Consider the following 22,474-nt stretch of genomic DNA (forward strand, 5'->3'; position numbering starts at 1 on the left):
CTTGGACCCTCGGCAGGGTGTTGACCATCATGGAGAAACCCGTAATGCCTGACCCACTGCGCACGGATCCACGCCGGTTTCCACTGCATGTCCATATCAGCGTGATGTTCACCTTTTTGTTGCTGCTGACCGGGGTGGTGCTGGGTCTGTTCAACTATCAGCAAACCACACAGATCATACTGTCCAGCAGTGAAAAACTGTTCAATCGCATTGAGCAGGATGTCCGCCTGGACCTGCACGCAACCTATGAACCCATTCGTCATCTGTTGAGCCTGCTGGCACTCAATCCGGCAGGCCAGTCCCCTGATCTGGCACAACGCCTGGCACTGCTCGGACCGTTCAGCCAGTCACTCGAGGACAACCCCAATCTGGCTTCGCTGTACCTGGGCTACGACAATGGAGACTTTTTCATGGTCCGCCCGCTGCGCACCCCAGAGGTCAAAGCCCTGGTCGGGGCTCCGGACACGGCGGCTTACCAGGTCTGGAGCATCGAGCACAACAGCAGTGGCCAGGCCCATTCCCAGTCCTTGTTTTTCGACCGGAACCTGGCACTTGCAGCCCGTCTGGAAAACCTGAACGACACGTATGACCCGCGCAATCGCGCCTGGTTTATCAGCGCGCGCAACGAAAACGACCAGATCACGACCGAACCCTATATCTTTTTTTCCACCCACAACATTGGCACGACGCTGGCGCGACGCAATGGCGACAAGGCAATCATGGCCGCTGACCTGACCCTGGCCGAACTCAGCGCAACTCTGGCCAAGCACGTCGTGACCCCCAATACCGAAATCGTGCTGTTCGATGCCCAAGGCAATGCCATTGCCTACCCTGACAGCCGCAGACTGATCATCGATGATCAGACGTCCCGCCTGATCAAGGCGGCGGATCTGAGCCCCGGCCTGGGTGCGTTGCTCAACACCCCCCCTCAAGGCAGTCGCCTGAACGCCAATGGCCGGCAGTGGATCGTGGCCCGCAGCAGCATGCAGGAAGGTGGCCCCCAAGGCCTGCAACTGGCTCTGCTGGTACCGGAAGACGAGTTGCTTGTCGACGCTTACCGGATGCGCTGGCAAGGCGCGCTCATTACCCTGGCAACGCTGCTGTTATGCGTGCCGCTGGGCTGGCTGACATCAAGAGTCCTGGTCAAACCCTTGCGCGCCCTGGTGCAGGAGTCCGATGCGATTCGCAGTTTCGATTTCAATTTTCCGCTTTCCCGTCGCTCGCTGGTGCTCGAAGTCGACCAACTGAGTGTGTCGATGGCACGGATGAAAGACACACTGGCGAGCTTCTTCCAGATCACAGACAGCCTCAGTGCCGAAACCCGTTTCGCCCCGCTGCTGGAGCGGGTGTTGTTTGAAACCGTGAAAATCGGCCAGGCCCAGGCCGGCCTGATCTATCTGCGCGAAGGTGATGGCCAGCACATGAAACCCCACGGGCTGGTCATCAATAACGCCGCCGAAAACCTGCAATCCTTCGACATCCGCGGACACTCGCTCGATAACGCACAAAGCCCCCCATGGCTGCACCAATTGGCAAACGTCGACAATGTCGTCAGCAATCTGGGGTTCGAGCAGGCGGGTGATCTGCAGAAAATCCTGCTCGCACTGAAAAGTCCTCGGGTCCATCTGATCGGAATCCGCCTGCACAATCGTCACAACGAAACCGTGGGCCTGCTGGTGTTGCTATTGGCCGACAGCGGCGATCAGAGCGATCTGGACAAACTGCGGCCGGACCGCATTGCGTTTCTCCAGGCAGTGTCCGGCGCAGCTGCCGTGTGCATCGAAAGCCAGCGCCTGCAAGCCCGGCAAAAACAGCTGCTGGACGCCTTCATTCAACTGCTGGCCGGTGCCATCGACGCCAAAAGCCCCTATACCGGCGGCCATTGCCAGCGCGTGCCGGAACTGACCCTGATGCTTGCCCGGGCGGCGGCAGCCAGCCAGGAACCCGCCTTCAGCGCCTATCAGCCGACCGACGATGAATGGGAGGCACTGCACATCGCCGCCTGGCTGCACGATTGCGGCAAGGTCACCACGCCGGAATACGTCGTAGACAAAGCCACGAAGCTGGAAACCCTGACCGATCGCATCCACGAAATCCGTACCCGCTTCGAGGTACTCAAGCGCGATGTCTGGATCAGCTACTGGCAGGCCATTGCCCTGGGCGGTGACGAACAATCGCTGGCAGAACTGCGCAATGCCAGCCTGGCCGGGCTGGATGATGATTTCGCCTTCGTTGCCCGCTGCAATCTCGGTGGCGAAGCCATGGCCGACGCTGATCTGCAACGCCTGCGCCGCCTGGCTGAGCGCACCTGGACCCGGACCCTGGATGACCGGCTGGGCGTGTCCTGGGAAGAAAACCGGCGTCAGGACCGAACGCCCGCCCCCACCCTGCCCGTCAGCGAACCGTTACTGGCGGACAAACCCGAGCACCTGTTCGAACGCGGCGAAAACGAAGTGATACCGCAAGATAATCCCCTGGGCTTCAAACTCGACGTCCCGCTCCACAAATACAACCGGGGTGAGCTGTACAACCTGAGCATTGTCCGGGGCACCCTGACGAGCGAGGAGCGTTATGTCATCAATCACCACATCGTTCAGACGATCCTGATGCTCAACCACCTGCCATTCCCCGGGCACTTGCGCAGCGTCGCGGAAATAGCCGGCGGGCATCACGAAAAAATGGACGGCAGTGGTTATCCGAAACGCTTGAAGCGAGAAGAAATGAGCCTGCCGGCGCGGATGATGGCAATTGCCGATATCTTCGAAGCGTTGACTGCCGCCGACCGCCCCTACAAAAAAGCCAAGACCTTGAGCGAGGCGCTGGGCATCATGGCAATCATGTGCCGTGATGCCCACATCGACCCGGAGCTGTTCGGGCTGTTCATCAAGGCACAGATCCATTTGCAGTACGCCAGGCGCTTCCTCGCCCCTGAGCAGATCGATGCAGTGGACGCGCCGGCCCTGCTGGCCAAGGCAGGCCTGGCGTCTTGATCAGCAGTCGGTCAGGCGCAGGAAAATCGCCGCCAGCTGTTCGATTCCGGCCTGGTCCTGTGCGGTGAAACGCGCCAGTTTCGGACTGTCCAGATCAAGCACGCCGATCAACCGGCCGTCCTTGACCAACGGCACCACCAGTTCGCTGTTCGAGGCGCTGTCGCAGGCGATGTGACCGGGGAACGCATGCACATCCTCAACCAACTGAGTCTGCAAGGTGGCTGCCGCTGTCCCGCAAACACCGCGCCCGAACGCAATCCGCACGCAAGCGATCTGCCCCTGAAACGGGCCCAGCACCAATTCCTCATTGCGGTTGAGGTAAAAACCGGCCCAGTTCAGGTCATCGAGCTGATTGAACAGAAACGCCGAGAACTGTGCGGCATTGGCGATGAAATCCCGCTCGTCCGCCAGCAAGGACTCCAGTTGCGCGTGCAGCATGCCGTAGCCTTCGAGGCCCTGGCCGCTCTTTTGTAAATCGATCATGCCTTGTGCTCCAACAGTTTCAGCCCGACCCAATAACGGGCAAATTGATAAGCGCAACGTCCATTGCGATTGCCCCGGCCGGTGGCCCAGCGTACCGCCAGAATGTCCAGTTCTTCCGTGCGCTGCCACGCCAGTCCGGCCTTGCCGGCCAACTGGCCGATCCAGTGCTCGACGACGTTCAGGAAGTGTTCCTGGGTAAACGGATAGAACGACAGCCACAGACCGAAGCGGTCCGACAGCGCGATCTTGTCTTCCACCGCCTCGCTGGGATGCAGTTCGCCGTCGACCCGTTTCCAGTTTTCGTTGTCGCTTTCCTTTTCCGGCACCAGGTGGCGACGGTTGGACGTGGCGTACAGCAAAACGTTGTCCGGCGCCTGTTCCAGCGAGCCGTCAAGGACGCTTTTGAGCACCCGGTAATCGCCCTCGCCCGACTCGAACGAGAGATCATCGCAAAACAGCACGAAACGCTGAGGCAGTTTGGCAATCTGTTCGACCACTCGCGGCAGGTCTGCCAGGTGATCACGTTCAATCTCGATCAATCGCAAACCGGCTTGAGCGTGCTCGGCCAACAAGGCGCGCACCAGCGACGACTTGCCGGTGCCGCGCGAGCCCCAGAGCAAAGCGTGGTTGGCGGGCATGCCATCGAGGAACTGTCGGGTATTGCGACCAAGCTGCTCGACTTGCCGGTCGACGCCGATCAGGTCCGACAGGCGCATGTCGAGGCTGACCTCCAGCGGCATCAGATAACCACCGCGCGACTCTCGCTGCCAGCGCGCGGCCAGGCATTGTGTCCAGTCGATGGCTGGCCGGGGTGCCGGCAGCAACGGCTCGATACGGGCCAGAACGGCATCGGCGCGTTCAAGAAAAGCATTCAATCGGGAATCCACGACTTCTCCTCGGGCACGTTCACAGTAATGATGGTGATGCAGCGACGAAACACAGCGTCAGACAACTGGGTGCCCCCCCCGCGGTACAGGCCTCGCGAGAACATCAGTAGGCAGGCATGATCGACTATGCTTGAGCAGCGAAAGGAAACGGAAGTGGTTCACCCCCCCATGGACATCAAATTCACCAACCGGCTGTCGTTCAAGCAAGCCCGGCTTACCGTGCTGGTCGGTTTCATTCTGGGCACGCTGCTCAGCCTGCTGCAAATAGGCATCGATTATGCCAGTGAAGACGCCTCCATCAATCGTGAAATCCTTTCGCTGCTGGAAATCAGCCACAATCCGGCCTCGCGAATCGCCTACAACATCGACGCCGAACTCGCCAAGGAACTGACCCTGGGCCTGCTGCGCTCGCCGGCGATCATCAGCGCGAAACTGACCGACAACAACGGCACCGTGCTGGCCAGCGTCAAGCGACCCGGCGTGCAAAACGGTTACCGGATGTTCAGCGACTTCCTGTTCGGCGCCAATCGACAGTTCGAAGACCGACTTTACCTGGATAACTTGCCCAACGAGTCCCTGGGTACGCTGCGGCTGAACGTCGACACTTACGCCTTCGGCGACCGGTTCCTGCGCCGGGCCGAAGTGACCCTGCTCAACGGCTTCGCCCGCAGCCTGCTGCTGTCCGGCATCCTGCTGGCGCTGTTCTATGTGATGCTGACCAAACCACTGGTGCGGGTCATCCGTGAGCTCAGCGGTCGCGACCCGAGCAGTACCGAACCGACATCACTGGAATGCCCCGCCGGGCACGCCAACGATGAGATCGGTGTGCTGGTCAAGGTTGCCAGCCAGCAGTTCAAGAACATCGCCACCGAAATCCAGCAGCGGCGCAACGCGGAAAACCGCCTGACCGAGTATCTGGGCCAACTGGAAAACATCGTCTCGGCCCGCACCGCTGAACTCAAGGCGATCAATGACCGGCTGAGCCAGTCCAACCAGGAACTGGAGGTCGCCCGCAGTACAGCCCTCGACATGGCCGAAGCCCGCTCGGTGTTCCTGGCCAACATGAGCCATGAAATTCGCACGCCCCTCAATGGCTTGCTCGGGATGATCGCGCTGTCCCTCGACGGGCCGCTGAATGCCGAACAACAGCAACAGCTGTCGATCGCCCATGACTCGGGCAAAGTGCTGGTGGAATTGCTCAATGATATTCTCGATTTGTCGAAGTTCGATGCCGGTCAACTCGAACTCGAACACATCCCCTTCGACCTCGGCTCACTGATCGAAGACACCGCCAACCTGTTGTCGCAGAACGCCGCCCCCAGCGTCGAACTGACCTGCCTGATCGACCCGCATTTCCCCGCGCTGGTGCTCGGTGATCCGACCCGGGTCCGGCAGATTGTCAGTAATCTGCTGTCCAACGCCCTCAAGTTCACCCGTTTCGGGCGTGTCGACGTGCGCCTTTCGACGCTCGGGGACGGTGTCAGAATCGAAGTGTGCGACACCGGCATCGGCATCCCTCAGGATGCCCAGGTCAAGATCTTCCAGCCTTTCACCCAGGCCGGTGCCGGTATTACCCGCCAATTTGGCGGCACCGGGTTGGGCCTGGCGCTGACCTACAACCTTTGCGAAGCCATGCAAGGGCGCCTGACGATCAGCTCCGAGCCGGGTTTTGGCAGCCAGTTCTGCGCAGACTTGCCATTGCCCGGCCATACCCGTGCAATGCCTGCCCTTTCGCTCAAGGGCAAAGTCGTCGCCATCACGGCCGCCAGCAGCGGGCTGGGCGAATTGCTCAACAGTCTGTTGCCTGGCTGGGGGCTGGACTATGAACGGCGCTCCATGGATGACCCACTGTTTGGCCTGACAGCCGACGTGCTCATCACCGACTGCCCCGAATGTCTGTTCAGTTTGCGCCCCACCCTTGGTGCCCCGATCTTGCTGGTCACCGCTTATGGCAATTTCATGCCCAGCGAAGAGGCCAACGCCCTCGCCCCCTTGCAACAACAGGCACGCCCCCTGGCTCGCAATATGTTGTATCAGACATTGCGGCGGATCCTGCAGCCGGAAACCCACCCGATCAACAATGCCCGACTCGACACGCAATGCCCGCAACGCCGCGGGCGCGTACTGCTGGTGGAAGATAATCCGGTCAACCAACTGGTGGCCAAGGGCATGCTCGGCAAACTTGGCTGCGAGGTCACCACCGCGGCTCATGGTGCTGAGGCCCTGGATCAACTCGATCTACGGGATTTCGACCTGGTGCTGATGGATTGCAACATGCCGGTGATGGACGGCTATGAAGCCAGCCGGCAAATCCGCCGCAGCGGACGCTGGCCGCAACTGCCCATCGTCGCCCTGACGGCCAACGCCATGTCCGAGGAGCGCGAACGCTGTCGTGCCGCGGGCATGAGCGACTACCTGGCCAAACCCTTTCGGCGAGAAGAACTGGCCGCCCTGCTGGACTTGTGGGTTCCCGCTACGACAGCGCTTTAATCTGTCCCAACAGGTGATCGAGACCATCGCGCAACTCGTTGAGACGATTCAGATCGACCCCGCTGTCGCACAATAGACGCGCCTTGAGTGGCCCGACCTGATCGCGCAAGGCCATGCCGGCCGGCGACAGGCTCAGATGCACCTCACGCTCATCGCGCGCCGAACGCTGGCGCTGCACCAGTTGCAGTTGTTCGAGGCGCTTGAGCAACGGTGTCAGCGTGCCGGAATCCAGGGCCAGACGCTCACCCAATGCCTTCACGGTCGGTTGCTCCGGGGCTGCTTCCTGCCACTCCCAAAGCACCAGCATCGCCAGGTACTGGGGGTAAGTCAGGCCCAACTGATCGAGCATTGGCTTGTAGGCGCGAATGACCGCACGGGAAGCCGCGTACAGCTTGAAACACAGCTGGCTGTCGAGCTTCAGGGAATCGACTGACAAGGTGTTCATTTGAGCAGGGCTTCGATCTCGCGGGTCAGGTCCTGCGGCTTGGTCGCCGGGGCGAAGCGCTTGACCAGTTGCCCGTCCTTGCCGATCAGGAACTTGGTGAAGTTCCACTTGATGCCCTGGGAACCCAGCACACCCGGTGCGCGCTTTTTCAACTGCACGAACAGAGGATGGGCGCCGGCACCATTGACTTCGATCTTTTTGAACAACGGGAAGCTGACACCGAAGTTCAGTTCACAGAATTCGGAGATCGCCCCTTCATTGCCTGGCTCTTGCTTGCCGAACTGGTTGCAGGGAAAGCCGAGCACCACCAGGCCCTGGTCCTTGTAGGTCTGCCACAGCTCCTCGAGGCCTTTGTACTGCGGGGTGAAACCGCATTTACTGGCGGTATTGACCACCAATACGGCCTTACCAGCGAAATCAGCCAAGGTCTTTTGCTCGCCCTTGATGGTGGTGCAAGGGATGCTCAGCAGGTTGTCGCTCATGATGAAAGCTCCGGATTCGGGAAGATGAGACAAACATAGCGAGCAATTGAATTGTGTGCAATTTAAATTATCAAACGCCAATCCACTACTGTAGGAGCGAGCTTGCTCGCGATGGTTCTAAACGATAACGCGGGAAGCCTGGTGCCCCGGGTTGTTCTCTGGTCCATCGCGAGCAAGCTCGCTCCTACAGGGCTCGCATTACTCGCGAGGTACGAGGTCCAGGCACACCGAGTTGATGCAGTAACGCAGGCCGGTAGGCGGTGGGCCATCCGGGAAAACGTGACCCAGGTGCGCGTCGCATTTGGCACAGACCACTTCGGTGCGGATCATGCCGTGGCTGACATCACGGACTTCGGTCATGGCGCTGTCACCGATCGGCGCGTAGAAGCTCGGCCAGCCGCAGCCGGAATCGAACTTGGTCCTGGAATCGAACAGCGGTTCGTTACAGCAGATGCAGTGGTAAACACCGTCGACCTTGCTGTCGTTGTACTTGCCCGAAAACGGTCGTTCGGTGCCTTTGAGGCGGCACACGTTGTACTGCTCTGGATCGAGCATCGCCTTCCATTCTTCCAGGGTTTTTTCCAACTTTTCCATCATCACACCTCAGCGGCTGAAAAAGCCCGATCTGTACCTTTTCCACGGATCGGGCGGCACGTATGATTGCGCCTCGTCAAACGCCAGTCTGGCAGCCAGACCACGCGCATTCAAACGGAAATATGGGTGCTGCATCTCAAGGCGTCAGGCCTGTGTGAATACGCAGGATTCCCAGCACGGTTGTTCAAACGCCGTCTGGATCGTTCATTTTCGGGAACACATCGCCATGCAGGTCAGCAAATCGAACAAGCTCGCCAACGTCTGCTATGACATTCGCGGCCCGGTGCTCAAGCACGCCAAGCGCCTGGAAGAGGAAGGCCATCGCATCCTCAAGCTGAACATCGGCAACCCGGCGCCTTTTGGATTCGAAGCGCCGGACGAAATCCTCCAGGACGTGATCCGCAACCTGCCGACCGCGCAGGGCTACAGCGACTCCAAGGGCTTGTTCAGTGCGCGCAAGGCCGTGATGCAGTATTACCAGCAAAAGCAGGTAGAAGGCGTCGGCATTGAAGACATCTACCTGGGCAACGGCGTTTCCGAGCTGATCGTGATGTCGATGCAGGCCCTGCTCAACAACGGCGACGAAGTGCTGGTGCCTGCGCCTGACTACCCGCTGTGGACCGCAGCTGTAAGCCTTTCGGGCGGTAATCCGGTGCATTACCTGTGCGACGAGCAGGCCAACTGGTGGCCGGACCTGGCCGACATCAAGGCCAAGATCACCCCGAACACCAAGGCACTGGTGATCATCAACCCGAACAACCCGACCGGCGCGGTGTACTCGAAAGAAGTACTGCTGGGCATGCTGGAACTGGCCCGCCAGCACAATCTGGTGGTGTTCTCCGACGAGATCTACGACAAGATCCTCTACGACGATGCCGTGCACATCTGCACCGCGTCACTGGCGCCCGACCTGCTCTGCCTGACCTTCAACGGCCTGTCCAAGTCCTATCGCGTCGCCGGCTTCCGTTCCGGCTGGATCGCCATTTCCGGCCCGAAACACCACGCCCAGAGCTACATCGAAGGCATCGACATGCTGGCGAACATGCGCTTGTGCGCCAACGTGCCGAGCCAGCATGCGATCCAGACCGCCCTGGGTGGCTATCAGAGCATCAATGACCTGGTGCTGCCGCCGGGCCGCTTGCTGGAACAACGCAACCGCACCTGGGAATTGCTCAACGACATTCCGGGCGTGAGCTGCGTCAAGCCGATGGGCGCACTGTATGCATTCCCGCGGATCGACCCCAAGGTTTGCCCGATCCATAACGACGAAAAATTCGTCCTCGACCTGCTGCTCTCCGAAAAGCTGCTGGTAGTTCAAGGCACCGCATTCAACTGGCCATGGCCAGACCACTTCCGCGTCGTGACCCTGCCACGTGTCGATGACCTGGAGATGGCCATCGGACGCATCGGCGGCTTCCTCAAGTCCTACCGCCAGTAAGCGGCCAGTCACCGTGCGACGCTCCTGCACGTCGCACGGTGATTCATCCGGCAACACTTTTTTGCATTGCGCCGCTGGCTGCCGCTTTGCCCGCCGCCAGATAACGCTTTGCTTGCTCGCGCCTGACAAAGGCGGGGCCTTCGACATGAACTGACTGACAAACACTTCCCGCACTCGCGCCGGAAACGCCCTGCAAGCAGCTAGACTGTTGCCGTAGGACACAGTTTGAAATAGTCACCCGGTTGAATACCCCGGTGCAGCACCTTATATACCCCGCAGTACGCTACATCTTTAGTATGAGGAGATTTCTACAACCATGATGCGCATCCTGCTGTTCTTGGCCACTAACCTGGCGGTCGTGCTGATTGCCAGCATCACCCTGAGCCTTTTCGGCTTCAACGGGTTCATGGCGGCCAATGGGGTTGACCTCAACCTCAATCAGCTGCTGATTTTCTGTGCGGTCTTTGGTTTCGCCGGTTCGTTGTTCTCGCTGTTCATCTCCAAGTGGATGGCGAAGATGAGCACCAGCACCCAGATCATCACCCAGCCACGCACCCGTCACGAGCAATGGCTGCTGCAAACCGTCGAGCAACTGTCCCGCGAAGCCGGGATCAAGATGCCCGAAGTCGGTATCTTCCCGGCCTACGAGGCGAACGCCTTCGCCACCGGCTGGAACAAGAACGATGCATTGGTCGCGGTCAGCCAAGGTTTGCTCGAGCGCTTCTCGCCGGATGAAGTGAAAGCTGTCCTGGCCCACGAAATCGGCCACGTAGCCAACGGCGACATGGTTACCCTGGCGTTGATCCAGGGCGTGGTGAACACCTTCGTGATGTTCTTTGCACGGATCATCGGCAATTTCGTCGACAAAGTGATCTTCAAGAACGAAGAAGGCCAGGGCATTGCCTACTACGTGGCGACCATCTTCGCCGAACTGGTTCTGGGCATCCTGGCCAGCGCCATTGTCATGTGGTTCTCGCGCAAGCGCGAATTCCGGGCCGACGAAGCCGGCGCAAACCTGGCCGGCACCGCCGCGATGATTGGCGCCCTGCAACGCCTGCGAGCGGAACAAGGCCTGCCGGTGCACATGCCCGACACCCTGAACGCCTTCGGCATCAACGGTGGCATCAAGCAAGGGTTCGCTCGCATGTTCATGAGCCACCCGCCACTGGAAGAGCGTATCGACGCCCTGGCTCGTCGTCGGAGCTGATACTTCTGCTGCAGAAATCAAAACGGGGCGATCTTATCGCCCCGTTTTTTTTGCTAATGGCTCGTCAGCCGGTAAACCCGCTCTTCCAGTCGCGTGACACCCGCCTGCAGAAACTTCTCGCTCTCACTCAGCACGTCCTGATCCTCCAGAACCTTCAACGCCCACGACCCGCCCAACAATCTCTGCACCTCATCATCCAGTACGGCAAACGGCGGTCCGTCCATCTGTACCTGGTCATAGTCGAGCGTGATCAATAATCCGCGACACTCTTTCGGCAGAATCCGATTCAGGTGCGCGGCATATTGCTCACGCATCTTCGGCGGCAACGCAATCAACGCGGCGCGATCATAGAGCGCGGAGCAATCAGCAGTGTCACCGGCCGTGAGTTCAAAGAAATTGCCACACCAAAGCTCGATGGAACCTGCCCGATAGACCTTGAATGGCCCCTGCTCGCTCACTGCCGGATCAAAGCCATGTTCGCTGAAAAACTCCTCGACGGCTTTTTCCGACAGTTCGACTCCCAAGACCTCATGGCCTTGATGGGCGAGCCAAAGCAAATCCAGGCTTTTTCCACATAACGGCACCAACACGCGTGCCCCCTCTTCAAGGCTTAACACTGGCCAGAACCGCTTCAGATGAGGGTTTACCTGCGGCAGGTGAAAGCCGATCTGATTCGACGCCCACTTTTTGTGCCAAAACTCAGGCTGCATAATTAACCCCGAAAATTCGATCAAAACGCCCTAAAACTTATATTAGATTTAGATTAATGATCTGACTGAAGATGTTGCATCTTAACTCTCAGGAGCTCATTCATGTTCCCCAGCCTGTACATATCCCACGGCTCCCCCATGCTCGCCCTGGAACCTGGTGCCAGCGGGCCGGCACTCGCCCGCCTGGCCGCTGCGATGCCGAAGCCCAAAGCCATCGTAATTGTATCTGCGCACTGGGAAAGCAATGAGCTGCAGGTCAGCGGCAATCCACAACCGGAAACCTGGCATGACTTCGGTGGCTTTCCCAAAGCCCTGTTCGAGGTCCAGTACCCCGCTCCCGGCGCCCCGCAGCTGGCAGATGAGGTAGTCGAGCTGTTGAAATCCAACAACCTTCCTGCACGCATCGACAGCAATAGACCTTTCGACCATGGTGTCTGGGTGCCTCTGTCGCTGATGTACCCGCATGCAGACATCCCGATTGTGCAGGTATCACTGCCCACCCGTGGCGGCCCCGCCCTGCAGACCCGCGTTGGCCACGCGCTGGCCAGCCTGCGCGAGCAAGGTGTCCTGCTGATCGGCTCCGGCAGCATCACTCACAACCTGCGGGAACTGGACTGGCATGCCGGTCCCGAAAGCGTTGAGCCCTGGGCCCTGGCGTTTCGCGACTGGATGATCGAGAAGCTCGCAGCGAACGACGAAGCCGCGCTGCACGACTATCGCGCACAAGCACCGAATGCCGCGCGCAACCATCCCAGCGACGAACACTTGTTGCCGCTGTACTTCGCCCGCGCGGCCGGGGGGGAGTTCAGCATTGCCCACCAAGGGTTCACCATGGGTGCGCTGGGCATGGACATTTACCGCTTCGGCTGACAGCCAGACCGCGTCGCGGCCTTCGTCGGAACGCCGCCCGGAGCAAGCCCGCTCCCACAGGAGATCACACTCCAATGTGGGAGCGGGCTTGCTCGCGAATGGCAGCAACACAAGTCAAACGCCGACCACAAACAAGCAGGCAAAAAAATCCCCGAACCAGTCGGGGATTTTTCATGTTCGATCAATCAGCCCGAGAGCGGATCAATCTTCGCGGTAGCGACGCAGCTTCAACTGCTTACCGGCAACGCGAGTGTCCTTCAGCTTGGTCAGCAACTTCTCAAGACCATCTTCCGGCAGCTCGACGAGGCTGAAGCTGTCACGCACCTGGATGCGACCGATCGCTTCACGCGCCAGACCACCTTCGTTGAGGATGGCGCCCAGCAGGTTCTTGGCAGCGATACCGTCACGCGCGCCCAGCGCGGTACGGCAACGTGCACGGCCTTCGCCCAGTGGCATCGGAGCGCGACGCTCGCGGTCACCACGCTCAGGACGGTCACCGGAACGCTCTGGACGATCGCCACGCGGTGCATTGTTCGGCACCAGTGGACGCTCTTTCTCGATAGCGGCCAGGTTCAGCGCTTGACCGTTGGTTGCCTTGCGCAGCAGGGCAGCGGCCAGGGCACGCGGGCTGCAACCGATGTCGGCGGTCAGGCGATCCAGCAGATCACCGTGAGTCGATTCGGCCTCGGCCACCAGCGGCGACAGGCTGTTGGTCAGCTTCTTGATGCGCGCATCCAGAACGGCTTGAGCGTCCGGCAGGCGAACTTCAGCAACCTTCTGACCGGTTACACGCTCGATCACTTGCAGCATGCGGCGCTCGCGCGGAGTCACCAGCAGCAGCGCACGACCTTCGCGACCGGCACGGCCGGTACGGCCGATACGGTGAACGTAGGACTCAGGATCGTACGGCATGTCAACGTTGAACACGTGAGTGATGCGTGGAACGTCCAGGCCACGAGCGGCAACGTCGGTCGCCACAACGATGTCCAGACGGCCATCCTTGAGGGAGTCGATCACGCGCTCGCGCTGGTTCTGGGCGATATCACCGTTCAGTGCGGCGGCTTTGTAGCCTTTGGCTTCCAGGGCACTGGCCAGATCCAGGGTCGCTTGCTTGGTGCGTACGAACATGATCAGGGCGTCGAAATCTTCCACTTCCAGCAAGCTGAGAACGGCCGAAGTCTTCTGGTCAGCGTGAACCAGCAGGTGAGCCTGCTCGATCGCGGTAACGGTCTGGGTCTTGCTCTGAATCTTGACGTGCTTCGGATCGCGCAGGTGGCGTTCGGCGATGGCACGGATCGATTGCGGCAAGGTAGCCGAGAACAGTACGGTCTGACGGGTTTCCGGCATGGCCTTGAAGATGACTTCCAGGTCGTCCATGAAGCCCAGCTTGAGCATTTCGTCGGCTTCGTCGAGAACCAGGTGGTTCACGGTCGCCAGTACTTTTTCGTCGCGACGCAGGTGGTCGCACAGACGGCCCGGAGTGGCGACAACGATTTGTGCGCCATTACGGATTGCTTTCAGTTGTGGGCCCATCGGCGCGCCGCCGTAGACAGCCACAACAGTCACGCCCGGCATTTGCTTGGCGTAGGTTTCGAAAGCGGTTGCAACTTGTAGCGCCAACTCACGAGTTGGGGCCAGGATCAGAGCTTGCGGCTCGCGCTTGGACGGATCAATGCGGTGCAGAATTGGCAGAGCAAAGGCAGCGGTTTTACCGGTACCGGTTTGCGCCTGACCAATCATATCGTGACCGGCGAGAATGATCGGGATCGACTGCTGCTGAATGGCCGAAGGCTCTTCATAGCCGGTAGCGACTACTGCAGCGACAATATTGGGATGAAGTTCAAGAGCGGCGAAGCCGCCGATTTCCTGGGTCATGGGTCTGCCTCTAAGTGCATCCGCAAAGACCCATGCTCCAAAGCTGCGCATGCCGTGTTGAGACTCAAGAGTCGCCCTGGCAGCTTTGTCGGCGGGGATTTGCGAAAACGAATGAATGAAAAGAATCGTCAAGGAGAGTCCGCGGTGCGGACGTGCAGCCGAAGCTGACTTCGGGGAATTGCTCTACCTAAACGCGGCCCGGCTAAAGGCCGGCGCGCACTATACCGGAATTCGCCCAAAAAGGGAGCTTTTTTTATCGATAATCCACCGGGTACACCGTTGTGTCACAGGCTTTGCGAATAATCGGTCAGCCGTCTATTTTTCAAAGGCCCGGCCTTGCGGGTGATGGCGCTAAAACGGTTCACCCTTTGCCGTGCAGACCGCAGGTCTCCGCACGCCTTTCCTACCCCGAGGATCGCTCCATGAATCAGCCCAGCTCCAGTCGAGTCAGCCGCGAACGGCGTGGTCATGTGTTCCTGATCGGTCTTGATCGGGTGGCCAAGCGCAACGCCTTTGACCTCGACCTGCTCAACGAATTGAGCCTGGCCTATGGCGAGTTCGAAGCCGACAGCGAGGCCCGTGTAGCGGTGGTGTTCGGTCATGGCGAGCACTTTACCGCCGGGCTGGATCTGGTCAATGCCAGCGCCACACTCGCAGAAGGCTGGCAAGTCCCCGCTGGCGGCTGCGATCCGTGGGGGGTGTTCGCAGGTCCCAGGGTCAACAAGCCGGTAATCGTCGCCGCCCAAGGCTATTGCCTGACCGTTGGCATCGAATTGATGCTGGCAGCCGACATCAACCTGTGCGCCAGCAACACCCGGTTCGCCCAGATGGAGGTGCAGCGTGGAATCTTCCCGTTCGGCGGTGCCACCCTGCGTCTGCATCAGGTCGCCGGCTGGGGTAATGCCATGCGCTGGTTGTTGACCGGGGATGAATTCGACGCCCGTGATGCGCTGCACTTGGGCCTGGTGCAGGAAGTCATGGCCAGTGAGGACTTGCTGCCCCGGGCGGTTGAACTGGCCGAGCGGATCGCCCGTCAGGCACCGCTTGGGGTGCAGGCGACGCTGATGTCGGCGCGACAGGCCCGGTATGAAGGAGAAACCGCAGCGGCACAGGGATTGCCCGCGCTGGTCAAGAAGTTGATGGCTAGCGAGGATATCAAGGAAGGTGTGCGGTCGATGGTGGAGCGACGGCCTGGGGTGTTCAAAGGGATTTAGCTCTTTATCGCCAGTCAGAAAGCCATCGCGAGCAAGCTCGCTCCTACAGTGGATCTTCGGTGTCCACAAGACCCCGTGGGAGCGGGCCATCACTGACAACTCAGGTCGCCGGGCGAATGCACTTGATCAACGAATCCAGCGAATACCCCAGCCGCGGTGCCAGCGCTTCGGCGCGGGTGATCAGGCCGTCCATGTCCAGTTCCTGATCCAGCTCCGACGGCACGATCAGAATCACGTTGCCCTCCTTCACCGGCAGCTCCCAGTAATGTCGATGGTACAAACCGCGCAACAACGCGGCGCCCAAGGGTTTGCCATCATCGGTAGCCCATTGATTGATGACCAGCCAGCCACCCGGATTCAATCGCTTCTGGCAGTTTTCCAGGAAGCTCCAGGCCAGGTGCCCGACACCCGGACCGACATCGGTATAGAGGTCGACGAAAATCAGATCCGCTGACTCGGCAGTGTCGAGCAACTCCAGCGCATCGCCAACGCGGATGTACAGGCGCGGATCGTCATCCAGCCCCAGGTACTCAATGGCCAGGCGCGGTACGTCCGGGCGCAGTTCAATGGCTTCGACATCTTCCAGCGGCAGGAACTTGAGACAGGCCTGAGTCAGCGTCCCGGCGCCGAGGCCGAGAAACAGTGCGCTTTCCGGATGCTCGTGGCACAGCGCGCCGATCAGCATCGCCCGGGTATAGTCGTATTCGAGCCAGCTCGGATCGGCGGTGAACACGCAGCTTTGCTCGATGGCATCACCGAACTCGAGAAAACGGTAATCGGCCACTTCCAGCACACGAATCACGCCGAACTCGTCCTGTACCTCGGCGAGCAGATGCTCGACGCGCTCCTCAGTCATTTCATCTCCTGATCGTCACCGGGGCCGGCAACGCAATAACACCGCGTGCAGAGAGCGGCAAAGGCGAGATTGTCGGCGAAGCGAAGGGAACAGGTCACGCACTAATTTGCTGATAACATGGACGTCCAAGCGAAAACACTAGAGACCGTGATGAGCCAACCCTGGAGCCCCGACAGCTGGCGCGCCCTGCCGATCCAGCAACAACCCCAATACCCCGATGCCGCGCATTTGCAGCAGGTCGAGCAGACCCTGGCCAGCTATCCGCCACTGGTGTTTGCCGGTGAAGCCCGGGAGTTGCGCCGTCAGTTTGCCGAGGTGACCCAGGGCCGCGCGTTTCTGTTGCAGGGTGGCGACTGCGCCGAAAGCTTCGCCGAATTCTCCGCCGCAAAAATTCGCGACACCTTCAAGGTGTTGTTGCAGATGGCGATCGTGATGACGTTTGCCGCCGGCTGCCCGGTGGTCAAGGTCGGGCGCATGGCCGGGCAGTTCGCCAAGCCGCGCTCGGCCAACGACGAAACCATCGATGGCGTGACCCTGCCCGCCTACCGCGGCGACATCGTCAATGGCATCGGTTTCGACGAAAAAAGCCGCGTGCCGGACCCTGAGCGCCTGTTGCAGTCCTATCACCAGTCCACCGCCACCCTGAACCTGTTGCGCGCGTTCGCCCAGGGCGGTTTTGCCGATCTGCATCAGGTGCACAAGTGGAACCTGGACTTCATCGCCAACTCGGCGCTGGCGGAAAAATACAGCCACCTGGCCGACCGCATCGATGAAACCCTGGCGTTCATGCGCGCCTGCGGCATGGACAGTTCGCCGCAGCTGCGCGAAACCAGCTTCTTCACCGCCCACGAAGCGCTGCTGCTGAACTACGAAGAAGCCTTCGTGCGGCGCGACAGCCTGACCAATGATTACTACGACTGCTCGGCCCACATGCTGTGGATCGGCGACCGCACCCGCCAGCTCGACGGTGCCCACGTCGAATTCCTGCGCGGGGTGAACAACCCGATCGGGGTCAAGGTCGGTCCGAGCATGAACCCGGACGACCTGATTCGCCTGATCGACATGCTCAACCCGGACAACGACCCAGGCCGCCTGAACCTGATCGCACGGATGGGCGCGAACAAGGTCGGCGATCACCTGCCGCAGCTTATCCGCGCCGTCCAGCGTGAAGGCAAGCAGGTGCTGTGGAGTTCCGACCCGATGCACGGCAACACGATCAAGGCCAGCAGCGGCTACAAGACCCGCGACTTCGCGCAGATCCTTGGCGAGGTGAAGCAGTTCTTCCAGGTGCACGAAGCCGAAGGCAGTTATGCCGGTGGTATCCATATCGAAATGACCGGGCAGAACGTCACCGAGTGCATCGGTGGTGCGCGGCCGATTACCGAGGACGGTTTGTCGGATCGCTACCACACCCATTGCGACCCGCGGATGAATGCCGATCAGTCGCTGGAGCTGGCGTTTTTGATTGCCGAGACACTGAAGCAGGTTCGGCGGTGAGTCAGTAAGGTCTTCCTTGCCTGACAGGCCGCCTTCGCGAGCAAGCCCGCTCCCACAGTTGATCGAGTTGCCCGAGCAAACGCGATTCAATGTGGGAGCGGGCTTGCTCGCGAAAGCGTCAGTTCAGTCACCATCAATCTGCGCCAATGCCACCCGCAACCTGTCCGCACTCGCCCGCGGGCAATTCAACTGAACCTGCGCCAACCCCAGCCAATCCGCCATCTGCCGCAGATTGACCGCCAGTGCCAGCATCCCCTCGTCATCCAGACCGGATTCCTCTTCATGCACCGCATGCACTGCCAAACGGCCGGTCGCCCGTTCGGCGCGCAGATCGACCCGTGCGGCAATCCGTTCGTTGTGCAAAAACGGCAGGACGTAATAACCGTAGACGCGCTTGTCCTGCGGCGTGTAGATCTCCAGCCGATAGCGGAAATCAAACAGCCGCTCGGTCCGATTGCGCTCCCAGACCAGCGAATCGAACGGCGAGAGCAATGCACTGGCCGCGACTTTGCGCGGCACTTTTGGCTTGGGCAGACAATAGGCCGGTTGTCGCCAGCCCTGAACTTCGCAGGTCAGCAATTCACCGGCCTCGACCAACTCAGACAGACGCAGGCGGCTGTCCACAGGGTTCAGGCGGAAATAGTCACGCAAGTCCTTCTCCGTAGCGACCCCCAAGGCCGTTGCCGCATGCCGCAACAGGCCGCGCTGGGCGTCAACTTCACTCAGTTCAGGTTGGGCAAGAATCGTCGAAGGAATCACCCGCTCCGGCAGATCGTAGAGCCTTTCGAATCCGCGCCGTCCGGCAACGGTGACTTCACCGGCAGCGAACAGCCATTCCAGCGCATGCTTTTCCGCGCTCCAGTCCCACCAGGGCCCGGCCCGTTCCTGACGGGTCGACAGGCTCCCGGCGCCAAGCGCGCCCTGCTCCTCAACCGAAGCCAGCACCCGCCGAATCGTGTCTTGCTGTTCACGCCCGAAACGCGCCAATTGCTGATAAATGTCTTCGCCACGACTTGCACGCTGCATGCGCCAACGCATCAACGGGTACAAGGAAAGTGGCAACAACGAGGCTTCATGGCCCCAGTACTCGAATAGTGTTCGTCGACGGCCCTGACTCCAGGCAGCCTGGTCGAGCAAGTCGGAAGAATAATTGCCGAGGCGGGAAAACAGCGGAAGGTAGTGCGAACGCACCAACGCATTGACCGAATCGATCTGCAAAATGCCCAGCCGTTCGATCAGGCGATTTAGCGCGACAGCCTTGATCGCCGCTGGCGGCTGCCGCCCGTTGAACCCTTGGGCGGACAGCGCCAGACGCCGAGCCTGTTTGAGGGTAAAGGACAATGTTGCGGGCATGGGCATCTCCTTGTCTGCTCGCAACCTACCTCACCGGTAAGGGGTTTGTGTAGCGTGGCTTTCATCAATTAATTATCGAGTCATTTATGCATCGGATCATTCCAGAACGGTTTGATTGACTCGTTCTCCACATCCGCACGGCTCATGCCGATGTCCTTGAGTGCTTCGTCGCTCAAGCTCGCCAGCAGTTCGCGCTCGCGATGCAGTTCGTACCAGCGGCCGACCTTGTGCAGCAGATCGGAAATCAGGTGAATCGAGTGTTTTTCTGCACCATGGAACTCGTGTTGACCTTTCATCTTGTTGCCCTCCGTTTGGATGGCTCCAGTCTCGCGCCGGGTCTAAGATCAATCCAACGAATGTTTCTGATGTCACATATCTCGGAGATTGATGGATGTCCGCCTACCCGAGTATCGATACCGAAGTGTTGCGCACCTTCGTCGCCATCGCCGACCAGGGCGGTTTTACCCGCGCTGGCGAAATGGTCAACCGCACCCAGTCAGCCGTCAGCATGCAGATGAAACGACTGGAAGAAGATGTGCTGCAGCGCCAGTTGTTCCAGCGCGACGGACGGCAGGTGCGACTGACGGCCGAAGGCCAGGTGTTGTTGGGTTATGCGCGGCGGATCCTCAAGCTGCACAGTGAGGTCTTCAATACCCTGCGTGAGCCCGACATGATCGGCACAGTGCGCATCGGTACGCCGGACGATTATGTGATGCGATTCCTCCCGGGGATTCTGCGCCGATTTGCCCAGTCCTACCCGCTGATTCAGATAGAAGTGCACTGCGAATCATCGAAACAGCTGTTGATGCGACAAGATCTGGACCTGTCCATCGTGACCCGTGAACCGGGCAGCGAAATCGGCCAGCTGTTGCGCAAGGAACGCTTTGTCTGGGCCGAGGCGCAATGCTACAGCGCTCATGAGCAGACCCCGCTGCCGCTGGCGATGTTCAACAGTGATTGCTTCTGCCGCCAGTGGGCCTGCAATGCCCTGGATGCCCAGGGGCGCGATTACCGGGTGGCGTACAACAGCGACAGCCTGTCGGCGATCATGGCCGTGGTCAGCGCCGGCCTGGCAGTCACCGCGCAGCTTGAAAGCCTGATCACCGCGGACATGCGCATCCTCGGTGAAGCCGAAGACCTGCCGCTGCTGCCCGAAGCCAGCATCATGCTCGTGCGCAACCTGCATAACCCGTCACCGATCACCGAATGCCTGGCCGAACACATCGTTGAAGGCTTCAAACTTTGAAGGCGAGCATCACCGCACAGAACACCAGGAATCCACAAAACAGCCCGCGCAGCAGCCGCTCCGGCAAAGCGTGGGCAACTTTCACGCCCCAACTGATGCTCATCAGCCCCCCGACCGCCAAAGGTAAACCGATCACCCAACTGACCTGATGGTGCGCGGCGTAAGTCACCAGCGTCACCCCCGTACTCGGCAAGGCCAGCGCCAACGACAACCCCTGCGCAACCACCTGGCTGGTGCCGAACAGACTGGTCAGCACTGGTGTCGCCACCACCGCTCCCCCCACGCCGAACAACCCGCCCATCGTGCCGGATGCAGCGCCAAGCAGGCCCAGCCAGGGCCATGAGTAATTCATCTGCGAAGCCGCGGGTGCGCTCGCGACGAACATGCGAACGAGGTTGTACGCCGACAGCGCGATTAGAAAGGCGACAAAGCCTATGCGCATGGTTTGTGCATCAATGCCCACCGCCCAGATCGATCCGAGCCAGGCGAAGCAGAACCCCATGCTGGCCAGCGGTAACGCGTGGCGCAGTTCGATCCGGTTGCGCTGATGATAGCGCCACAGCGCCAGCATCACGTTCGGCACCACCATCACCAGCGCTGTGCCTTGGGCAATCTGCTGGTCGAGCCCGAACAGCACGCCCAGCAATGGAATGGCAATCAGGCCGCCGCCGATGCCAAACAACCCGCCGAGCGTGCCCAACGCAGCGCCGAACACCAGATACATCAAGAAATCAATCACAGCATTTTCCCCGTTGCTGTCAGGCCTTTGATCCTACGCAGTTGCTTCTAGCGCGGAAACGCACAGCGACGCACAATGGCTGTGCCAAATTCGCACAAGCGCAGACCCGCCATGAACCCCAATCAATTGACCGACCAATTGGCCTTGTTCCTTGATGTGCTGGAAACCGGTAGTTTTTCCGCCGCCTCGCGCCGTCATCCGATGACCCCTTCGGCCGTGGCAAGGCGTATCGACAGCCTGGAAAACGCGGTCGGCAGTCAGTTGTTCATCCGCAGCACTCATGCGGTACGCGCCACCCCGGCGGGATTGGCCTTTGCCGAGCGAGCACGGCGGATCGTCGCCGAGCTGCGCCTGGCCCGGGCCGAAGCGGTTTCCTTGAGCAGCGCGCCGGAAGGTCTGATCCGCATCGATGCACCAGCAGCCTTCGGGCGTCGGCACCTGGCACCGGTGATTGCCGATTTCCTCATGCTCTATCCGGGTCTCGACGTGCAACTGCACCTGATCGACAGTTTCGTCGACATGCAGGGCCAGAACCTTGGCAAGGTCGATCTGGTACTGCGCGCCGGGCAATTGGCCGATACCCGGCTGGTCGCCACGCCACTGGCGAGCATGGTGCGTATCGCTTGCGCCAGCCCTGATTATTTGCGGCGTCGCGGCGTGCCGACCGATCCGTCACAGCTGATCGAACACGACGGACTCGACTGGGATGGCCTGGCCCCGCTTTTCGCCTGGCGTTTCGAGCGGGACGGGCAAATGCAGTTGCACCGACCGGCGCGGGTCCGCATGAGCGCCAACAATGCCGAGGCACTGGTATGCGGCGCATTAGCCGGACTGGGTATCGCGCACCTGCCAACCTGGCTGGCCAGCGAGTACCTGTTGCGCGGTGAGTTGCTGCCGCTGTTCTGCGACAGCGGCCTGCCGAAACCGGAAAGCGCCGGCATCTATGCGTTGCGCCTGGAACAACAGCCCAACTCCCGCAGTCGATTGTTGCTGGAGTACCTGAAAACCCGCTTCAGCCCGGTTCCGCCCTGGGATCTGGAGCTGCAAACCCATTTGCAACGGCACTGATCAGAATTATCTGGCGCATTAAAGATTCGC

General features: G+C 60.2%; 20 protein-coding genes. 9 read left to right on the forward strand and 11 right to left on the reverse strand.

The features are described 5' to 3' along the window. Nucleotides 1-44 precede the first annotated feature (44 nt). On the forward strand, nucleotides 45-2,990 hold the full coding sequence (locus AC06G5_RS22040; protein ID WP_480458306.1) for an HD domain-containing phosphohydrolase: 2,946 nt from the start codon (nucleotides 45-47) through the stop codon (nucleotides 2,988-2,990). On the opposite strand, the gene AC06G5_RS22045 is transcribed toward AC06G5_RS22040, so the two are convergent. Next, the gene (locus AC06G5_RS22045; RefSeq protein WP_413428666.1) at nucleotides 2,991-3,473 is read right to left on the reverse strand and encodes a GAF domain-containing protein; all 483 of its coding nucleotides are present in this window, start codon (nucleotides 3,471-3,473) and stop codon (nucleotides 2,991-2,993) included. Continuing rightward, entirely contained in the window at nucleotides 3,470-4,360 is an 891-nt protein-coding gene (locus AC06G5_RS22050; protein WP_008017184.1) for an ATP-binding protein, read from the reverse strand. Before AC06G5_RS22050 ends, AC06G5_RS22045 begins: the two co-directional genes overlap by 4 nt. A 126-nt stretch (nucleotides 4,361-4,486) precedes the next feature. Here AC06G5_RS22050 and AC06G5_RS22055 point away from each other — a divergent pair, with 126 nt between their 5' ends. Further along, nucleotides 4,487-6,850 (forward strand): hybrid sensor histidine kinase/response regulator, encoded by a 2,364-nt coding sequence (locus AC06G5_RS22055; RefSeq protein ID WP_413428664.1) that lies wholly within the window; start codon nucleotides 4,487-4,489, stop codon nucleotides 6,848-6,850. On the opposite strand, the gene AC06G5_RS22060 is transcribed toward AC06G5_RS22055, so the two are convergent. The 3 genes from AC06G5_RS22060 to msrB form a co-directional block, all read right to left on the reverse strand. Next, on the reverse strand, nucleotides 6,834-7,295 hold the full coding sequence (locus AC06G5_RS22060; RefSeq protein WP_085715311.1) for a MarR family winged helix-turn-helix transcriptional regulator: 462 nt from the start codon (nucleotides 7,293-7,295) through the stop codon (nucleotides 6,834-6,836). The genes AC06G5_RS22055 and AC06G5_RS22060 overlap by 17 nt on opposite strands. Further along, nucleotides 7,292-7,777, reverse strand: coding sequence for a glutathione peroxidase (locus tag AC06G5_RS22065; protein WP_008002671.1), 486 nt, complete (start codon nucleotides 7,775-7,777; stop codon nucleotides 7,292-7,294). The genes AC06G5_RS22060 and AC06G5_RS22065 overlap by 4 nt, the downstream gene beginning before the upstream one ends. A 198-nt stretch (nucleotides 7,778-7,975) precedes the next feature. Beyond that, complete coding sequence (msrB, locus tag AC06G5_RS22070; RefSeq protein ID WP_480458307.1) at nucleotides 7,976-8,371, reverse strand: peptide-methionine (R)-S-oxide reductase MsrB; 396 nt, start codon at nucleotides 8,369-8,371, stop codon at nucleotides 7,976-7,978. A gap of 226 nt (nucleotides 8,372-8,597) precedes the next feature. Here msrB and AC06G5_RS22075 point away from each other — a divergent pair, with 226 nt between their 5' ends. Next, nucleotides 8,598-9,809 carry a pyridoxal phosphate-dependent aminotransferase gene (locus AC06G5_RS22075; RefSeq protein ID WP_008017190.1) on the forward strand — a complete coding sequence of 404 codons (1,212 nt, stop codon included), beginning with the start codon at nucleotides 8,598-8,600 and terminating at the stop codon, nucleotides 9,807-9,809. Between the two features lie 316 nt (nucleotides 9,810-10,125). Continuing rightward, nucleotides 10,126-11,016 (forward strand): protease HtpX, encoded by an 891-nt coding sequence (htpX, locus tag AC06G5_RS22080; RefSeq protein WP_046043402.1) that lies wholly within the window; start codon nucleotides 10,126-10,128, stop codon nucleotides 11,014-11,016. 53 nt (nucleotides 11,017-11,069) lie between these two features. On the opposite strand, the gene AC06G5_RS22085 is transcribed toward htpX, so the two are convergent. Further along, nucleotides 11,070-11,726 carry a thiopurine S-methyltransferase gene (locus AC06G5_RS22085; protein ID WP_413428662.1) on the reverse strand — a complete coding sequence of 219 codons (657 nt, stop codon included), beginning with the start codon at nucleotides 11,724-11,726 and terminating at the stop codon, nucleotides 11,070-11,072. A 102-nt stretch (nucleotides 11,727-11,828) separates the two neighbouring features. Here AC06G5_RS22085 and AC06G5_RS22090 point away from each other — a divergent pair, with 102 nt between their 5' ends. Beyond that, nucleotides 11,829-12,596 (forward strand): DODA-type extradiol aromatic ring-opening family dioxygenase, encoded by a 768-nt coding sequence (locus tag AC06G5_RS22090; RefSeq protein WP_480458308.1) that lies wholly within the window; start codon nucleotides 11,829-11,831, stop codon nucleotides 12,594-12,596. A gap of 201 nt (nucleotides 12,597-12,797) precedes the next feature. Here AC06G5_RS22090 and AC06G5_RS22095 read toward each other — a convergent pair whose 3' ends face one another. After that, a complete protein-coding gene (locus tag AC06G5_RS22095; protein WP_007973525.1) occupies nucleotides 12,798-14,471 on the reverse strand; it encodes a DEAD/DEAH box helicase in 1,674 nt (557 codons plus the stop codon). Nucleotides 14,472-14,893: 422 nt separating this feature from the next. On the opposite strand from AC06G5_RS22095, the gene AC06G5_RS22100 reads away from it, so the two are divergent. Beyond that, nucleotides 14,894-15,685 (forward strand): crotonase/enoyl-CoA hydratase family protein, encoded by a 792-nt coding sequence (locus AC06G5_RS22100; RefSeq protein WP_413427935.1) that lies wholly within the window; start codon nucleotides 14,894-14,896, stop codon nucleotides 15,683-15,685. Between the two features lie 100 nt (nucleotides 15,686-15,785). Here the strand turns inward: AC06G5_RS22100 and AC06G5_RS22105 are convergent, their stop codons facing one another. Further along, nucleotides 15,786-16,541 carry a spermidine synthase gene (locus tag AC06G5_RS22105; protein ID WP_413427934.1) on the reverse strand — a complete coding sequence of 252 codons (756 nt, stop codon included), beginning with the start codon at nucleotides 16,539-16,541 and terminating at the stop codon, nucleotides 15,786-15,788. Nucleotides 16,542-16,691: 150 nt separating this feature from the next. On the opposite strand from AC06G5_RS22105, the gene AC06G5_RS22110 reads away from it, so the two are divergent. Then, nucleotides 16,692-18,038 carry a class II 3-deoxy-7-phosphoheptulonate synthase gene (locus AC06G5_RS22110; protein WP_413427933.1) on the forward strand — a complete coding sequence of 449 codons (1,347 nt, stop codon included), beginning with the start codon at nucleotides 16,692-16,694 and terminating at the stop codon, nucleotides 18,036-18,038. A 123-nt stretch (nucleotides 18,039-18,161) separates the two neighbouring features. On the opposite strand, the gene AC06G5_RS22115 is transcribed toward AC06G5_RS22110, so the two are convergent. After that, nucleotides 18,162-19,391, reverse strand: a complete 1,230-nt coding sequence (locus AC06G5_RS22115; protein ID WP_480458309.1) for a winged helix-turn-helix domain-containing protein — start codon at nucleotides 19,389-19,391, stop codon at nucleotides 18,162-18,164. Nucleotides 19,392-19,471: 80 nt separating this feature from the next. After that, nucleotides 19,472-19,687, reverse strand: a complete 216-nt coding sequence (locus AC06G5_RS22120; protein ID WP_413427931.1) for a DUF1127 domain-containing protein — start codon at nucleotides 19,685-19,687, stop codon at nucleotides 19,472-19,474. A gap of 95 nt (nucleotides 19,688-19,782) precedes the next feature. On the opposite strand from AC06G5_RS22120, the gene AC06G5_RS22125 reads away from it, so the two are divergent. Next, the gene (locus AC06G5_RS22125) at nucleotides 19,783-20,637 is read left to right on the forward strand and encodes a LysR substrate-binding domain-containing protein (protein ID WP_413427930.1); all 855 of its coding nucleotides are present in this window, start codon (nucleotides 19,783-19,785) and stop codon (nucleotides 20,635-20,637) included. Here the strand turns inward: AC06G5_RS22125 and AC06G5_RS22130 are convergent. After that, the gene (locus tag AC06G5_RS22130) at nucleotides 20,627-21,376 is read right to left on the reverse strand and encodes a sulfite exporter TauE/SafE family protein (protein ID WP_413427929.1); all 750 of its coding nucleotides are present in this window, start codon (nucleotides 21,374-21,376) and stop codon (nucleotides 20,627-20,629) included. The genes AC06G5_RS22125 and AC06G5_RS22130 overlap by 11 nt on opposite strands. A gap of 111 nt (nucleotides 21,377-21,487) precedes the next feature. On the opposite strand from AC06G5_RS22130, the gene AC06G5_RS22135 reads away from it, so the two are divergent. Then, nucleotides 21,488-22,444 carry a LysR family transcriptional regulator gene (locus AC06G5_RS22135; RefSeq protein ID WP_057397244.1) on the forward strand — a complete coding sequence of 319 codons (957 nt, stop codon included), beginning with the start codon at nucleotides 21,488-21,490 and terminating at the stop codon, nucleotides 22,442-22,444. The last annotated feature ends 30 nt before the right edge of the window (nucleotides 22,445-22,474 follow it).

The organism is Pseudomonas sp. WT-JTC (assembly GCF_056711565.1).

Bases quoted from the DNA above. Each gene is read 5' to 3' on its own strand.
- AC06G5_RS22045 (WP_413428666.1), bottom strand. From the start codon at position 3,473: ATGATCGATTTACAAAAGAGCGGCCAGGGCCTCGAAGGCTACGGCATG.
- htpX (WP_046043402.1), top strand. From the start codon at position 10,126: ATGATGCGCATCCTGCTGTTCTTGGCCACTAACCTGGCGGTCGTGCTG.
- AC06G5_RS22055 (WP_413428664.1), top strand. From the start codon at position 4,487: ATGCTTGAGCAGCGAAAGGAAACGGAAGTGGTTCACCCCCCCATGGAC.
- AC06G5_RS22120 (WP_413427931.1), bottom strand. From the start codon at position 19,687: ATGAAAGGTCAACACGAGTTCCATGGTGCAGAAAAACACTCGATTCAC.
- AC06G5_RS22100 (WP_413427935.1), top strand. From the start codon at position 14,894: ATGAATCAGCCCAGCTCCAGTCGAGTCAGCCGCGAACGGCGTGGTCAT.
- AC06G5_RS22135 (WP_057397244.1), top strand. From the start codon at position 21,488: ATGAACCCCAATCAATTGACCGACCAATTGGCCTTGTTCCTTGATGTG.
- AC06G5_RS22085 (WP_413428662.1), bottom strand. From the start codon at position 11,726: ATGCAGCCTGAGTTTTGGCACAAAAAGTGGGCGTCGAATCAGATCGGC.
- AC06G5_RS22110 (WP_413427933.1), top strand. From the start codon at position 16,692: ATGAGCCAACCCTGGAGCCCCGACAGCTGGCGCGCCCTGCCGATCCAG.
- AC06G5_RS22075 (WP_008017190.1), top strand. From the start codon at position 8,598: ATGCAGGTCAGCAAATCGAACAAGCTCGCCAACGTCTGCTATGACATT.
- AC06G5_RS22105 (WP_413427934.1), bottom strand. From the start codon at position 16,541: ATGACTGAGGAGCGCGTCGAGCATCTGCTCGCCGAGGTACAGGACGAG.
- AC06G5_RS22065 (WP_008002671.1), bottom strand. From the start codon at position 7,777: ATGAGCGACAACCTGCTGAGCATCCCTTGCACCACCATCAAGGGCGAG.
- AC06G5_RS22090 (WP_480458308.1), top strand. From the start codon at position 11,829: ATGTTCCCCAGCCTGTACATATCCCACGGCTCCCCCATGCTCGCCCTG.
- AC06G5_RS22060 (WP_085715311.1), bottom strand. From the start codon at position 7,295: ATGAACACCTTGTCAGTCGATTCCCTGAAGCTCGACAGCCAGCTGTGT.
- AC06G5_RS22115 (WP_480458309.1), bottom strand. From the start codon at position 19,391: ATGCCCGCAACATTGTCCTTTACCCTCAAACAGGCTCGGCGTCTGGCG.
- msrB (WP_480458307.1), bottom strand. From the start codon at position 8,371: ATGGAAAAGTTGGAAAAAACCCTGGAAGAATGGAAGGCGATGCTCGAT.
- AC06G5_RS22125 (WP_413427930.1), top strand. From the start codon at position 19,783: ATGTCCGCCTACCCGAGTATCGATACCGAAGTGTTGCGCACCTTCGTC.
- AC06G5_RS22095 (WP_007973525.1), bottom strand. From the start codon at position 14,471: ATGACCCAGGAAATCGGCGGCTTCGCCGCTCTTGAACTTCATCCCAAT.
- AC06G5_RS22040 (WP_480458306.1), top strand. From the start codon at position 45: ATGCCTGACCCACTGCGCACGGATCCACGCCGGTTTCCACTGCATGTC.